Raw genomic sequence first — 13,993 nt, forward strand, 5'->3', positions numbered from 1 at the left:
AGCAATGCCAATAAAAGAATCAATCTATCTCCCCCCTGCCATAACTTGTACGAACACAATGAGGAAAAAACAAGAGAACATAAATGAAAAGGCAATCAAAAATGATACAGCACATAAGGTAAATAGGGATTTACTTATTTGATCTAGTAGTCTACAAATATCATCAAAGGCAATTGGTTCTAAAATAGCAGCAAGCATTTTTAAAGAATAGGCACTGACAACAAGTTGAACTGTTGGAATAAACGATACGGTAATAACAGCAATGAAGGCACTAATACTAGTAAGGGAGGATGTGAATTGTGTCATATGCTGAAACATCGAAAAGCTATCAACTATAAACGAACCAACCACCGGAATATTTTCTTCGATTAATTTTTTGACTGGCTCAGCTACAGCTGCATTAACGCTAAACGCTGCCACTCCTCCTGCAGTCATCAATAGGACGTAGCAAATAACAGAGGCAGAAACGATACTCATAATGGTAAAGCGAATCAAATCCGCGATCCGTGTAAAAGATATTTCCTTGACAATCACACTACATACATCAAAAACAATGGCTAACAAAACACCTGGAATAAGCCACTTACTACTAATAATTGTGAGAACTTGTACAAAAAACAGTAAAAAAGGTTGCCAGGATGCAATGGCTGTAATACTACTAGATAACATAAAGCTTGAAGTCAAAATAGGATAAAACGCCGTAAATAAATGGGCTAGTCCTTGTGCAATTTCATCAATTAATGTAAAAGATTTAACAACAACTGGTCCTATCGTAGCTAACACAATTAGAAAAAAAAGGATTCTTGTCCCTTTTTCAAATTCTGGTAATATCATGTTGATGATTAAAATAATGATGACATAACTACAAAGCAACAGTGTCATCTTGAGCAAGAGAAAGAATGGGTCGATTAAAAACGATAGTATTTGCTCCTGCAATGGCTTCGCTCCTTAGTTTAGCCTTTGTAAAATGGCCGACACCTCCTGTAAAACAGCCAAAAATTCTTTGAACCAATACAATAAAATAACAATCTTTACTGCTGCAAAAACAATGTTCCCGAGCACTTTATAGTTATGTTCTACAAGCAGCAATGACACCCATTGCCCAACATAGAACATACTTGCACTAATTAAAATAGCCTTTGCATAAGGCAAAAACGCAAGCGTTTCTAAAAGTTGCTTGACGAAGGGCAATAAAAGTGTCGAGAACAGCATGCCAAAAAGCAAAAACGAAAACATCACACTTATTAGCGCGTGGAGTGGCTGTATGACTTCTTTTATCAGCAATAATAAAAGCAGCATGACAACAGCAACGATAACAATTTCCATTTACCCTACCCGGATGATGTCAGCCATTGAAAGAATGTGAGTATTTCGTTAAAAAATAGACGTAAAAATCGGAGTAATTCTGCTGTCATATATAAGTAGGCAATGAAAAATAGGAAAAATGAAAATTCCTTCTTCCCTGTTTGATCGAAGAAAACATGAAGAAGCGCAACTACTAGTCCCACTCCAGCAACTCTTAATACGTCTTGTAATTCCATTCCTACGCCCCCTCGTGTACAGCAATATATGTCGCTCTACAAAAAAAAAGACCTCTATACAGCTGTATAGAGATCTTCTATCTAAAAATTTTATAGCCATTTATCTACAATACTTTTGACCGTACCAGTGTGCTGTACAAGATGGCTATTTTCACCCATCCACATCGATAAATACTCCGCATTGCCCTGTTCAGCACTTTCCTTACGAATGGTTGTCGTTAAATAATTTTGCAACGGATAAGGTGCAACTGTCGCATCCTTCATACGGTTAGTAAAATCATTTGCTAAGCCCCTAGCAGGTTTACCCGTAAATGCGAGCGTAATGGTCGTTTCCTGTTCTTTTGATGCCAATACCGCATTTTTATAAAGCGGAGAAATTTCGCATTCTTCTGCCACCAGTAAAACCGTCCCCACTTGCACTGCCTGTGCACCGCTCTTTAAAGCCTTCTGAATATCCTCCTTCGTTACGAGGCCACCCGCTGCGATAATAGGAATAGCTATGTTCCCCGCTACCTGCTGCAGTAGGTCATATAAAGGGATTAATTGGAGTGGTGCTGTAAAGGAACCTCGATGACCACCAGCTTCTCCACCTTGTAGGACCACCGCGTCCATGCCAGCCTGCTCAACTAACTGAGCTTCCTCTAATGTAGTAGCTGTACCAATTGTATATACCCCGTGTTCCTTTAACTGTTGGAGCACCTCCGCTGAAGGAATACCGAATGTAAAGGAGCAGATCTTCACATTCTCCTCAATAACCGCTTGTACTTGTCCTGCAAAAACTTCCTTGGATACAACGCTTTGTACAGGCGATAGTCCAAGCTCATCATAAAAAGGTTGGAGTGCCATGCGGGCCTTTTGTAAAACCTCGATATCAATTTGCGGCTCCTCTTGTACGAAAAGATTGACCGCAAAAGGTTTTGTCGTTAGCTTCTTCACTTCCTGAATAAATTGCTTTGTCTGTTCACCATCTAAGTAACCTGCACCTATAGAGCCTAATAATCCTGCCTCTGTACAAGCTGCCACGAATTTAGGTGATGTTACACCTGCCATGGGTGCTTGAATGATTGGATGTTGACTATCTAGTATTGTTTGTAGCATAACTCTCACTCCTTACGATTATTGTAGACATTTCTCCCAATAATGACCATCTATCTGATGATAGAAACTTGGAGGGAGACAAGAAAAAAAGAGCCTGTTTCTCTATCCATTATCACAATGTCCCGATTGTTTCACAAGAAATGTATAAGAAAAAAATAAAAACCTACTCTTTCAATAAAAAAGAGTAGGTTGATTATCATTAATAATTAAGCACGAGAAACGTAAGAGCCTTCTTCAGTGTTAATGATTAGTACATCACCTTGGTTTACGAAGAAAGGTACTTGTACAATAAGACCTGTTTGAAGAGTAGCAGGTTTAGTACCACCTGAAGCTGTGTCGCCTTTAATGCCTGGTTCTGTTTCAGTTACTTCTAATTGAACAGTGTTTGGTAATTCAACACCTAGCATTTCACCTTGGTAAGATTGAATATGAACTTCCATGTTTTCTTTTAGGAATTTTAATTCATACTCGATTGCTGCTGAAGCTAGTTCAGTTTGCTCGTATGATTCTAGGTCCATGAATACATGGTCGTCACCTTGTGCATATAGATATTGCATTTTACGGTTATCGATTTGTGCTTTTTCTACTTTTTCACCAGCACGGAATGTTTTTTCATTTACTGAGCCGTTACGTAGGTTACGTAATTTAGAACGTACGAAAGCAGCACCTTTACCTGGTTTAACGTGTTGGAAATCTAACACGCGATATAATTGGCCATCAACAACAATTGTTAGACCTGTACGGAAATCGTTTACTGAAATCATTTGTGTTCCTCCAAAGTTTATAAAATAATGAGTTCTTTTGACGAATGTGTGAGTAATTCATTCCCTGTCTCAGTGATTAAAATATCATCCTCAATACGGACACCACCGATACCTGGTAAATAAACACCTGGTTCAATCGTCACGGCCATACCTGGCTCTAGCACTGCATCAGAACGCATCGATAAGCCAGGGCCTTCATGTACTTCAAGACCGATACCATGTCCTAAAGAATGACCGAATGCTTCGCCATATCCTTTTTCTTTTAAGTAGTCACGTGCAATAGCATCCGCTTGAATACCTGTTAATCCAGGACCCACTTTTTCAAGTGCTAACAGCTGAGAAGCAAGGACTGCATTGTACATATCTACTAATTTTTCAGATGGTTCTCCAACAGCCACAGTACGTGTAATATCCGAAATATAGCCATTGTATAGCGCACCAAAGTCTAATGTAACAAAGTCGCCTTTTTCAATCACTTTATCCGTTGCAACGCCGTGTGGTAATGCTGAACGAAGACCAGACGCAACAATTATGTCAAACGAAGACTGAGTCGCTCCTTGTTTACGCATGAAAAATTCTAATTCATTCGAAACCTCAAGCTCTGTTTTACCAGGCTTGATGAAGCCTAAAATATGTGTAAATGCGTGATCTGCAATTTCACACGCAGCCTTAATAATATTAATCTCTTGTTCCGTCTTAATCAAGCGAATTTTTTCAATTAGCCCAGAAATCGGCACTAAATCAGCTTGAATGTTCGATTTATACAGTTCATATGTGCCATAGCTTACAGTATCTCTCTCAAAGCCCAGTAATTTGATGCCCATATTCTTTACTTGTGTAGCAATTTCTTCAATAATCGTTGCTTCATGCTTAACAATTCGGAAGTCCTGAATTTGTGCGGCAGCTTGTTCTGTATATCGGAAATCTGTAATAAACACAGCATCATTTTGGGACACAATTGCTACGCCCGCTGTCCCTGTAAAACCAGTCATATAGCGGCGGTTATACCCATTCGTAACTAAAATACCATCGATGTTTTGTTCTTGAAGTGCTTTACGTAGCTTTTGTAATTTCAACATAATCAATTCTCCCTCTCGATAAATGTACGTAGTGCCAGTTCATAGCCTTTCGTACCTAGTCCACAAATTTGACCAAGGCAGGCCGGAGCAAGATAGGAATGATGACGGAAAGCCTCACGTTTATGGATATTGGAAATATGTACTTCGATTACTGGCACCGTAATCCCTGCAATGGCATCATGTAACGCGATGCTTGTATGGGTATATGCACCAGGATTAAAGATAATGCCATCATACTTTTCGTCTTCTGCTTCATGCACCCAGTCCACAAGTACCCCTTCGTGATTGGATTGACGAAATTCAACTGTGGCACCTAAAGAAGCCGCAAGATTTTGAACATTTTCTTTAACATCATCCAATGTTTCATGTCCATAAATATGTGGCTCTCTTTTTCCAAGTCGGTTTAAGTTAGGTCCATTCAAACATAATAACTTCACGCTTCTATTCGCCTCTTTCTATGTACTTGCCATTTATTTTATCATACACGGCGCATACAGCAACTAATTTCCTTTTTGCGCCGTATGCTCCCTCTGATGAAAATTGGCTGTTTCTAACAAGAAGCGTAAAAGGCAAACCACGACAACTATGAATGGAATCGAAAGTTTTTTAAAGGAAGAAAGTTGTAATGGTAAATCTAATGCAATCCACTCTAATAAAATCGTCACAAAAAGCCCTAGCAGTAGCGAAGAAAAGACCGCTGGAATGACATAGACATAGCGCATAGTCATATATACAAACAATCCGATGATGAATAGAAGAAATATAAAGAAGGTCCAGTGAAATAAATTAGAGCTTTCTTCAAACCATCCCCATTTTTTATAAAACCCAATTGGATGCCATTTAATAAGATTAAAATAATGCAAACCTTTTAAGCACAAGGCTAAAACAAGAGCATTTACAAGTGATGTTATTGTCCCTATTTTCACAATATTTCCTCCTTTGCCCACTAATCATTTCCTAAAATGTACGATTAGTGTAGCCATATAGAAAATTTACTATGCGTAACTGTAGAGGTTTTTGACTAAATTTAGTACAATGGTACAGTTGAAATATATAAAGAGAGTGGTGTTAGCCTTGAGCAATTCACCTGTATACGGGGGACAAGCACAATTAGAAGGTGTGATGTTCGGAGGAAAGGATCATACAGTTACAGCCATTCGTCGTAACGATGATTCCATTGATTATTATCATTTTAAAAAAGTACAAAAGCCTATTTTACAAAAGCTTAAAAAAATCCCATTTGTTCGTGGCGTTGTCGCGCTGATTGAATCAGCAGGCTTAGGTTCTCGTCATATGCAATTTGCAGGGGATCGTTATGACGTAGTACCTGGTGAAGAAGAAGATAATAAAGAAGAAGGATCCAAACTTCAAATGATACTTGGCGTTGCTGTAGTAGGTATTCTTTCCTTTTTATTTGGAAAATTTGCCTTTACACTAATTCCAGTTTTTATAGCTGATTTTTTCTCTAAATGGATTGAAGGAAAAACAGGCCAAATTTTACTAGAAAGCGGTATTAAACTACTATTACTGCTCACATATTTATATTTTATCTCGTTAACGCCTCTAATCAAACGAGTATTTCAGTACCATGGAGCGGAGCATAAAGTCATCAACTGCTATGAAGCTGGTTTAGACATTACAGTTGAGAACGTCCAAGCACAATCACGTCTACACTATCGTTGTGGTAGTAGCTTTATTCTTTTCACAGTCTTTGTCGGCATGTTCTTATATTTCTTTGTGCCAACTGACCCGCTGTGGCTACGTATTTTAGATCGTATTTTATTAATTCCAGTAGTACTAGGAATATCATTTGAAGTATTACAGGCGACAAATGCTTGCCGTAATATCCCTGTATTACGATTCCTTGGCTATCCTGGTCTATGGCTTCAATTGCTAACAACTCGCGAACCTAAGGATGATCAAGTGGAAGTTGCCATTGCATCCTTTAATATGCTACTTCAAGTAGAGCAACAACCAGAAATTGCAGCAACATTAAATCATGATTAAGTAAAAGGCAGTCCCAACGTATGTTGTTGGACCTGCCTTTTTTTATATAGATGCTAGCCTTGCATTTTTCTTTTAAATGTTATAATCGTAGCTAGATAAACCTATCCAAAGGGGTGAAACGTACAACTTAACTTACTTAAAATCTTTCCTATTGACTGTAAGTGCAGTAAATATACCCATCATACTAGGTAAAATACTGAATAATAAAAACAGCCAATTATTTGTTATGATCGAGATAATGGTAAAAATAAGTATAGATGCGACATTGATGCTTATACCTAACTTCACATAAGAAGGCTTAAAAGGTATTGGACTGTACATGTTAATAGTCAAAATGAGCCCAATGATCGCCCAGCTCCCTAAGTGTACAAATAAAAGTACAGCTAAAACCATGGCAGTGCTTAATTTAATCCCAAACACTACTAAAGAAAAGAAAATATAAATTGCTGCTAACGTCAAATACCATGAATAAGATTTCGCCTTTTGCCAAATATGGTCGTGTACTTCATCTAAGCCTCTATTTTTCTTCGCTTTCTTCCTTCCGAACCACCAGCCAAGGATGCCAAAAATCATCCCGCCGTACAGTCCCAAAATACCCCCTATAGAAAATTCCATTACGCCATTCCCTCCTCTTCGAAAATAAAAACTTCCTCAATCGTGCAGTTGAACGCTTTTGAAATATTGTAGGCAAGCTCTAATGATGGATTGAATTTTCCCGATTCAATTGCAATGATAGATTGTCGTGAGACACCAACTACCTTAGACAAATCCTCCTGCGTAATCTTTTTCGATTTCCGCAATTCACGAATTCTATTTTTCATAATGCCTCCTCATTAAATGTAAAGTAAACTGTACATTTAGTAATAAGTAAAGTTTACTTTACATCTTTTGGTATGTCAAGCTAGCTTTACAATTTAATTTTCGTTTAAACAATGGAGATGTGAGGGGTTTAGAGTAAAAATCAGTCTATTATAACAGTAAATAAAAAAAGCGTGTTTTGAAAAATCAAAACACACTTGGAATCTCCACACTCTATCTCAACACTTTACTATGAATAATGTTTATAATTTTCTGTTGAGCGTCTAGTGCTTCGGGGATGGGCATGACAACAAACACATGGTTCATTTTAGGATAAACAAAGGTTGTAATATCAATCCCTTGCTCGCTTAGTTGTTCATCAAACTTTACTGCATCTGGATATAAACTTTCATGGGTACCAATAAAATGAGTAATACTCGCTAGACCCTGAAAATCACCATAAATTGGACTAATCAATGGGTCTTTTAAATCCTTATCAGCTGCCCATATGTTTGTGATGACTCCCATTCCTTCACTAGCAAGCATAGGGTCCTTTTCTTCATATTCAGGGATAAGAGGATTTTCTAGACTTAGGTCAACACAAGCTGAGAGTAAAATAATATCTTGCGGCTGCGGCAAATGGTTTTGCTTTAAAAGCTGGGCCAAACCAAGTGCTATATTGCCTCCTGCAGAATCTCCTATAATAGTTAATTGACTGGAGCTTTCAACCGTCTCTAAAATTCTATTATATAGATGAAGCATTTTTTGGTACGTATCCTTATGGTTAAAATGAGGTACTTTTGGATAAATCGGAGCAATAACTTTTGCCTGTAATGCTTGCGCCATTTTATCCATGAACAGCCAGTGTAAATTTAACGGTTGATTCGTCCAAGCGCCACCATGAATATAGAGAATCACTTTTTGTTTCGAGGACTTTTGATCATTTAATGTAAAAACTTGCATATCCTCAAAAGTTTGTTCGTCCCTAACACTTAAAAATTGAACATCTTCTCCAATGACATAAGGCTGATTATTCACAGTTGCTCTTTGTTCGATGAACTGTTTAGCATTTTCAACACTAGAAAAACTCATTTTATTACTCTGGGAAAATAACAACTTTTCAAATTGAACACTTTCTTCAGAACGCACTCCATTAAAAATTACTACACTCATTTCTTTCTCCCCTTTCAACATTTTTTCACCTAGGTGGATGTATGAGAACCCTTAACAAACAAGCCTTAAAATGAACAAGTCATTAGCAAGTACTTTACAAAATAGGTCTTGTCGTCAAACTTTATTACAATAGATCGGACATTATTTTAATTCCACATATTGGCGTATACTCCTTCAAATTTGCATGTTAAATAACATATCTATCCTCTTCTTTGAAGAAATAATGCTGAGTACAATGAATGTTGATTATTAATATCCCTTAATTATACGTATTTAAAAATCTGTCATTTTAAAGAAGATTGATCAAAATGACAGCTTTTTTCTATTTTTACTAACTGTATTAAAGATAGATTGATTATTTTATTAGTTAACAAAGAAATGGTCCTAATTTACATATAGATACAAAACATTTTCGTGTTTCTGATACATTCCCTTGATTACTCCTATTCCATCAATTGTAAGTGAATCGGCATTTTTAATAGGATTATTCTTTAGGATCAGATGTAATTTAATGATATTTTGAAGCTGATCTTTACAATAGGCAATTACAGGTTGCTGTACAAGATATTCTTCATTGTTAATTCTTACTTTTAGAAAATTTTTATGTAAAAATTTATATTCGAATGAGACGATATTCATCGGGTCAAAAGATTTAGCATCTATTTTACCTTCAATAAATAAATGAATTCCTTTTTGTTGTTCAAAGCTTTCAAATGTAGTTTTTCTACATTCTATAGCAAAATTAATTACTTCTTCTGTTTCAGAACTTATTTCTACCTGATTTATTTTTACCAAATTATCCGAAAGTTGTTTAATTATATCGTATAATGTTTCCTCTTCCCCCCAAAAACTTTCTTTCCAACCTGGTGAAAACTCATCTAGTAACAAACACATAAACAAACCTGAACTATAACAACTCTTCCGTATATTAGATGTGGACTCATATTTGTCCTTTAGGTTTTGCCCATATTTTTTTAAAACGGATTCGTAAGCTATCGGAGTTTTTTCTGCGAAAGCCTTGAGTTCAACATACCACGCGGGTCCTTCAATTGTTTCAATTAAGCTTTCATATAATAAATTATTAGGGAACTTATTAGCCCTTTTTTCTCTAAGAGCAATGAACGTATTAAGATATAGTTTCTTTTTAATAATATTGTTTTCTAGCACAGCACTAAAAAGGTTGATTCTTTCCTGATTTCGTAATTCCACATTTTCTTTTGATAACGGATATGTAATTCCCAAAATTTCATCTGCAAACCGCGTTTCACCTTTCACATACTGAAAACCGTGGAACAGTTCATGGACAAGAAGAGAATATAAACTTTCATAATTCTCACACAAATCCATATTTACAATTGCTGTTGGATAATCATTATAGAGAATAAGTGTACAACCTATAAATCGCTCATCCCAATTAAAAATCTGATAATGATTTTGTTCACTTCTTTTCATTCTAGGATGGTTAAATAAATAAACATAATTTTTATCATATAGTGCGTAAGCAACCGATTGAAATCCTGACCAATAGTGATTCAAATTTGAATTTATTAAGTCTTGAGAAATTCTGTTAAGATAGTTATTCATTTTTTATCCCCCATCTATTAATTCAATATATATATTCTATTTGAAATGAAAAATTTCCTTTTACTATTGATATTCAATATCGGACTACAAACTTTATTGATTTGCCAATGCCAGCATTACAACCAAAGTTCGTTAAGACATAAAAACACCCCTTTGGATTAAAATAATCTAAGGGGTGTTTCATCATGGCTTTATTTAAAGCTACAAGATAGCATTTTCTACGATTTTACAGGCCGCATTTTAACTGTGCGCCACAGTTTGTACATGTATTACAGCCGCCCATTTCTTCGACTGTTCCTTTACGACATACTGGACATGTATTTCCTACGTCCGAGCCAATTACCGTCGTGGACTCTAGTGCTTGAATCGTATCAACTAATACGACTGGACGTTTTGTATGTTCTTCTACTAATTCTTCTTCAAATGATAATTGATCCATATCATTTTCTTCAGCTTTTAGCGTAAGTACCTGTGAATCACGGCTACCATCCACATAGACCGTACCACCTTTAGCGCCACCTTTATATAGTCGCTCGTATACTTTTTCAACTTGTTGTACAGTATAGCCTTTTGGTGCATTTACTGTTTTAGAGATCGATGAATCAATCCACTTTTGAATAATACATTGTACATCAGCATGTGCCTCTGGTTTTAGCTCCATTGCCGTTACAAACCATTCTGGAAGCTCTTGCTCATTAGCCTCTGGATGACGATCTAAATATTCTTTTACAATTTCAGCTTTTACTTCAATAAACTTACCTAGACGACCAGAACGATAGTAAGTGAAGGAGAAGTATGGCTCAAGACCTGTTGCTACGCCTACCATTGTTCCTGTTGAACCAGTTGGGGCAACCGTTAATAAATGCGAGTTACGGATACCTGTTTCTAAAATTTGCTCCTTGATGTGAGCAGGCATTTTTTGCATAAAGCCTGTTTCTGTAAAAGCTTTACGTAAACGAGCTGTTTCTTCGTCCGTAGCACCTACTAAGAATGGGAAGCTTCCACGCTCTTTAGCAAGCTCTGTAGACGCCTCATACGCTGTTTCAGCAATTGTTTTAAAGATTTCATCGACTAAAGCATTACCTGCTTCAGAACCGTATTCTTTCTCACAATAAATGAGTAAATCAGCTAAGCCCATTACGCCTAAACCAACACGACGCTCACCTAGTGCTTGTACACGGTTTTCTTCTAAGAAATATGGTGTTGCATCAATAACATTATCCTGCATACGAACGCCTACACGAACCGTTTCACGTAGTGCTTCGTAATCTACAGTTTGGTTGTCTTTATTTGCAAATTGTGCAAGGTTTACTGCTGCCAAGTTACACACTGAGTATGGCGCAAGTGGCTGTTCCCCACATGGATTAGTTGCTACAACGCTTTGACCATATGCCTTTGCATTCGTCATATCATTCGCATTGTCGATAAAGAAAATTCCTGGCTCTGCAGAGTATGTTGCACATACGTTAATTAAATTCCACAATTCTTTCGCTTTGATCGTGCGATATGTGCGGATTTTATAACCCATTTTCTCCCATTCGCGAACGTCACCTACATTATGCCATTCTGTGTTGTAAGCGTGCATTTCTTCTTTCGAGTATTCTTCAACCGCTGGGAAACGCAGTTCGAAATCAGCATCGTTTTCAACAGCTTCCATAAATTCTTTTGTTAATGTTACGGAGATGTTTGCACCCGTTAAGAACTCTGAGTTATGAACAGTATATGTGCCACCATCACGTAATTTATTTTCAGCCTCACGAATAATTGCTGTATCAAATCCACCTAAACCTTCAATGCTTTTATAGTTTACAATGCCTTGATACATAGCTTCTTCCTGCATAGAAAGTGGCTTGAAGTTTAATTTTTCTTTAGCTAGACGAATGATTGTTTCATCCGTTGTATTTTCAATTAGGTAACGCAGAATACGTGGGTTTTGCATTTTCGAAATAATAAACTCCACAATATCTGGATGCCAATCGGCAAGCATAATCATTTGTGCTCCACGACGTGAGCCACCTTGCTCTACAAGATGTGTTAATTTAGCAATATCATCTAACCAAGAAACAGAACCAGATGATTTACCGTTTACACCACGTGCCAGTGTGTTGCGTGGACGTAATGTGGAACCATTTGTTCCTACTCCACCACCACGGCTCATAATTTCCATTACTTGCTTACGGTGATCACTAATACCTTCACGTGAATCAGCGACAAAAGGCATTACGTAACAGTTAAAGAATGTTACATCTGTTTCAGATCCTGCTCCGTATATTACTCGTCCTGCTGGAATGAACTTTAAGGACACTAATTGCTCATAAAATTTTTCAAACCATTCTTGGCGTTTTTCTGGCGTTTTTTCAACAACCGCCAGTCCTGTTGCATTTCGTTTAGCGATTTGTTCATAAAAAATCTCAAGAGGCTTCTCTAGCACGTCAATTGAACGCGTAATCACACCCGTTTCTTGCTCTTTTGGATCGTCTAAAGCACTACGATAATCTTCCTCAATCAAAATATCTGCTGTTTTTGTAGTCATGTCCAGCTTTTGAATTGTCCCTAAACCACGTGCAGGGAATTTTGGATCAGCTTTTACCGTTAAAACAACAAAGTCACCGGCTTTCAGTGTTTTCTTTTCTGTGTCTTTAAACGAGTAGCGATCGATCATGACAAGTCTTGATACACCTTTGTGCGTGATATGCATATCAGGCGTTACAGGGTGTACCTGCGGGAATTGTTCGATATCTTTGTTTAACTGTTCAAATTGATTGTTTACATCGGGTTGATGATTTGTGAGTACCATCGTTTTGCCTCCCTTACAAAATAAATACACAATATCATGTGTTGTTAAACACTACATATTGTGTATATGTCTTTTAAAAAGATACTATATATAGATTTTCAATTCAACTCTTGCTTTTTTCAATAGAATCAGAACTACTTGTAATAGCAAGGATTGAACGCTAAAAAATATTTTTTTATACCATTTTTTACTTTTTGAAGTTCCACTCATCAGATGCATATTTTTTTTCTTCTAATGCACGGACATATTCTAACTGCTCCTCAGAAAGTGTAAATGGTTTTAATTCAATTTGCAACGATTTTGCAAAACCATCTCGAAAAGCAGTGACACATTGTTCAACTGTCACAGGTTCTTCCACAAGACTGTTAATCGCTACTGCTTTTTCTGGTAATTTTCTGCGCATACGATCCTTCGCTTCTTCACTCGAAAAATTAAAGACCGATAATAACTTCTCCTGATCTAAATCTAATAAAATGGCACCATGCTGCAATATAACACCTTTTTGACGTGTTTGCGCACTTCCCGCTATTTTTTTCCCTTCGACTACTAGCTCATACCAGCTTGGAGCATCAAAGCATACAGCACTTTTCGGACTCTTTAAGTCTGCTCTTTTCTCCTCTGTATCAGGGACACTAAAATAGGCATCCATCCCTAGGTTATGGAAACCTTGCAAGATTCCCTCACTTAGCACACGGTACGCCTCTGTCACTGACTCTGGCATATTTGGATAGCTTTCTGTTACGATGACACTATATGTAAGCTCATGCTCATGCAATACAGCTCGTCCACCAGTTGGTCGACGTACAAAACCTAAGCCTTGCTCACGTACAGCATCTAAATTTATATCTTTTTTGGCCTGCTGAAAATAACCGATTGATAATGTTGCTGGTTCCCACTCATAAAAACGAATGACTGGTGGAATTAACCCCTCACTATGCCAATCAAGTAATGCTTCATCTAGTGCCATATTAAAAGAAGGACTACATTTCCCTGAATTTAAAAAATACCAAGTTGTCATATGTTCATCTCCTACAATTTATAAAAATACCTCAGGCCCCACCTGCGGTTCAACCTTAACGAAGATTACGTTACAGTTCAAGTTGTTGCTTTTGAAACGATATCGACGAATTCGCCACAATCTAGTTAATTTTA

Annotated in this window: 15 protein-coding genes; 1 reads left to right on the forward strand and 14 read right to left on the reverse strand. The window is 37.1% G+C overall.

Annotated elements, in window-relative coordinates; all coding sequences use genetic code 11:
- Positions 1-24: 24 nt before the first annotated feature.
- From MKY88_RS15190 to MKY88_RS15225, 8 genes are all read right to left on the reverse strand, one after another.
- Positions 25-936, reverse strand: coding sequence for a stage III sporulation protein AE (locus MKY88_RS15190; RefSeq protein WP_025116078.1), 912 nt, complete (start codon positions 934-936; stop codon positions 25-27).
- A gap of 12 nt (positions 937-948) precedes the next feature.
- A complete protein-coding gene (locus MKY88_RS15195; protein WP_054612968.1) occupies positions 949-1,326 on the reverse strand; it encodes a hypothetical protein in 378 nt (125 codons plus the stop codon).
- Between the two features lie 5 nt (positions 1,327-1,331).
- Positions 1,332-1,541 carry a hypothetical protein gene (locus tag MKY88_RS15200; protein WP_012295089.1) on the reverse strand — a complete coding sequence of 70 codons (210 nt, stop codon included), beginning with the start codon at positions 1,539-1,541 and terminating at the stop codon, positions 1,332-1,334.
- Between the two features lie 90 nt (positions 1,542-1,631).
- Entirely contained in the window at positions 1,632-2,639 is a 1,008-nt protein-coding gene (locus MKY88_RS15205) for an NAD(P)H-dependent flavin oxidoreductase (protein WP_340814051.1), read from the reverse strand.
- A 206-nt stretch (positions 2,640-2,845) separates the two neighbouring features.
- The gene (gene efp / locus MKY88_RS15210) at positions 2,846-3,403 is read right to left on the reverse strand and encodes an elongation factor P (RefSeq protein ID WP_008179859.1); all 558 of its coding nucleotides are present in this window, start codon (positions 3,401-3,403) and stop codon (positions 2,846-2,848) included.
- Positions 3,404-3,420: 17 nt separating this feature from the next.
- Positions 3,421-4,482, reverse strand: a complete 1,062-nt coding sequence (locus MKY88_RS15215) for a M24 family metallopeptidase (RefSeq protein ID WP_008179857.1) — start codon at positions 4,480-4,482, stop codon at positions 3,421-3,423.
- A 2-nt stretch (positions 4,483-4,484) separates the two neighbouring features.
- Positions 4,485-4,919 carry a type II 3-dehydroquinate dehydratase gene (aroQ, locus tag MKY88_RS15220; protein WP_031417397.1) on the reverse strand — a complete coding sequence of 145 codons (435 nt, stop codon included), beginning with the start codon at positions 4,917-4,919 and terminating at the stop codon, positions 4,485-4,487.
- A 63-nt stretch (positions 4,920-4,982) separates the two neighbouring features.
- Positions 4,983-5,408, reverse strand: a complete 426-nt coding sequence (locus tag MKY88_RS15225) for a hypothetical protein (RefSeq protein ID WP_328200313.1) — start codon at positions 5,406-5,408, stop codon at positions 4,983-4,985.
- A gap of 109 nt (positions 5,409-5,517) precedes the next feature.
- On the opposite strand from MKY88_RS15225, the gene MKY88_RS15230 reads away from it, so the two are divergent.
- On the forward strand, positions 5,518-6,489 hold the full coding sequence (locus MKY88_RS15230) for a DUF1385 domain-containing protein (RefSeq protein ID WP_069481935.1): 972 nt from the start codon (positions 5,518-5,520) through the stop codon (positions 6,487-6,489).
- A 132-nt stretch (positions 6,490-6,621) separates the two neighbouring features.
- Here MKY88_RS15230 and MKY88_RS15235 read toward each other — a convergent pair whose 3' ends face one another.
- The 6 genes from MKY88_RS15235 to MKY88_RS15260 form a co-directional block, all read right to left on the reverse strand.
- The gene (locus MKY88_RS15235) at positions 6,622-7,104 is read right to left on the reverse strand and encodes a hypothetical protein (protein ID WP_340814052.1); all 483 of its coding nucleotides are present in this window, start codon (positions 7,102-7,104) and stop codon (positions 6,622-6,624) included.
- Positions 7,104-7,310, reverse strand: coding sequence for a helix-turn-helix transcriptional regulator (locus tag MKY88_RS15240; RefSeq protein WP_008181842.1), 207 nt, complete (start codon positions 7,308-7,310; stop codon positions 7,104-7,106). Before MKY88_RS15240 ends, MKY88_RS15235 begins: the two co-directional genes overlap by 1 nt.
- 211 nt (positions 7,311-7,521) lie before the next feature.
- Entirely contained in the window at positions 7,522-8,460 is a 939-nt protein-coding gene (locus MKY88_RS15245) for an alpha/beta hydrolase (protein ID WP_340814053.1), read from the reverse strand.
- 384 nt (positions 8,461-8,844) lie between these two features.
- Positions 8,845-10,044 (reverse strand): hypothetical protein, encoded by a 1,200-nt coding sequence (locus MKY88_RS15250; RefSeq protein WP_340814054.1) that lies wholly within the window; start codon positions 10,042-10,044, stop codon positions 8,845-8,847.
- 226 nt (positions 10,045-10,270) lie between these two features.
- On the reverse strand, positions 10,271-12,841 hold the full coding sequence (locus MKY88_RS15255) for a vitamin B12-dependent ribonucleotide reductase (RefSeq protein WP_069481938.1): 2,571 nt from the start codon (positions 12,839-12,841) through the stop codon (positions 10,271-10,273).
- A 187-nt stretch (positions 12,842-13,028) separates the two neighbouring features.
- Positions 13,029-13,859 carry a lipoate--protein ligase family protein gene (locus MKY88_RS15260; RefSeq protein WP_193832541.1) on the reverse strand — a complete coding sequence of 277 codons (831 nt, stop codon included), beginning with the start codon at positions 13,857-13,859 and terminating at the stop codon, positions 13,029-13,031.
- Between the last annotated feature and the right edge of the window lie 134 nt (positions 13,860-13,993).

Source organism: Lysinibacillus sp. FSL R7-0073 (assembly GCF_038009065.1).
Lineage (GTDB): Bacteria > Bacillota > Bacilli > Bacillales_A > Planococcaceae > Lysinibacillus > Lysinibacillus fusiformis.

Excerpts from the sequence above, each read along its gene's own strand:
- MKY88_RS15255 (WP_069481938.1), bottom strand. The coding sequence starts at position 12,841 with ATGGTACTCACAAATCATCAACCCGATGTAAACAATCAATTTGAACAG.
- MKY88_RS15200 (WP_012295089.1), bottom strand. The coding sequence starts at position 1,541 with ATGGAATTACAAGACGTATTAAGAGTTGCTGGAGTGGGACTAGTAGTT.
- MKY88_RS15250 (WP_340814054.1), bottom strand. The coding sequence starts at position 10,044 with ATGAATAACTATCTTAACAGAATTTCTCAAGACTTAATAAATTCAAAT.
- MKY88_RS15245 (WP_340814053.1), bottom strand. The coding sequence starts at position 8,460 with ATGAGTGTAGTAATTTTTAATGGAGTGCGTTCTGAAGAAAGTGTTCAA.
- MKY88_RS15235 (WP_340814052.1), bottom strand. The coding sequence starts at position 7,104 with ATGGAATTTTCTATAGGGGGTATTTTGGGACTGTACGGCGGGATGATT.
- MKY88_RS15260 (WP_193832541.1), bottom strand. The coding sequence starts at position 13,859 with ATGACAACTTGGTATTTTTTAAATTCAGGGAAATGTAGTCCTTCTTTT.
- MKY88_RS15205 (WP_340814051.1), bottom strand. The coding sequence starts at position 2,639 with ATGCTACAAACAATACTAGATAGTCAACATCCAATCATTCAAGCACCC.
- MKY88_RS15195 (WP_054612968.1), bottom strand. The coding sequence starts at position 1,326 with ATGGAAATTGTTATCGTTGCTGTTGTCATGCTGCTTTTATTATTGCTG.
- MKY88_RS15230 (WP_069481935.1), top strand. The coding sequence starts at position 5,518 with ATGGTACAGTTGAAATATATAAAGAGAGTGGTGTTAGCCTTGAGCAAT.
- MKY88_RS15240 (WP_008181842.1), bottom strand. The coding sequence starts at position 7,310 with ATGAAAAATAGAATTCGTGAATTGCGGAAATCGAAAAAGATTACGCAG.
- MKY88_RS15215 (WP_008179857.1), bottom strand. The coding sequence starts at position 4,482 with ATGTTGAAATTACAAAAGCTACGTAAAGCACTTCAAGAACAAAACATC.
- efp (WP_008179859.1), bottom strand. The coding sequence starts at position 3,403 with ATGATTTCAGTAAACGATTTCCGTACAGGTCTAACAATTGTTGTTGAT.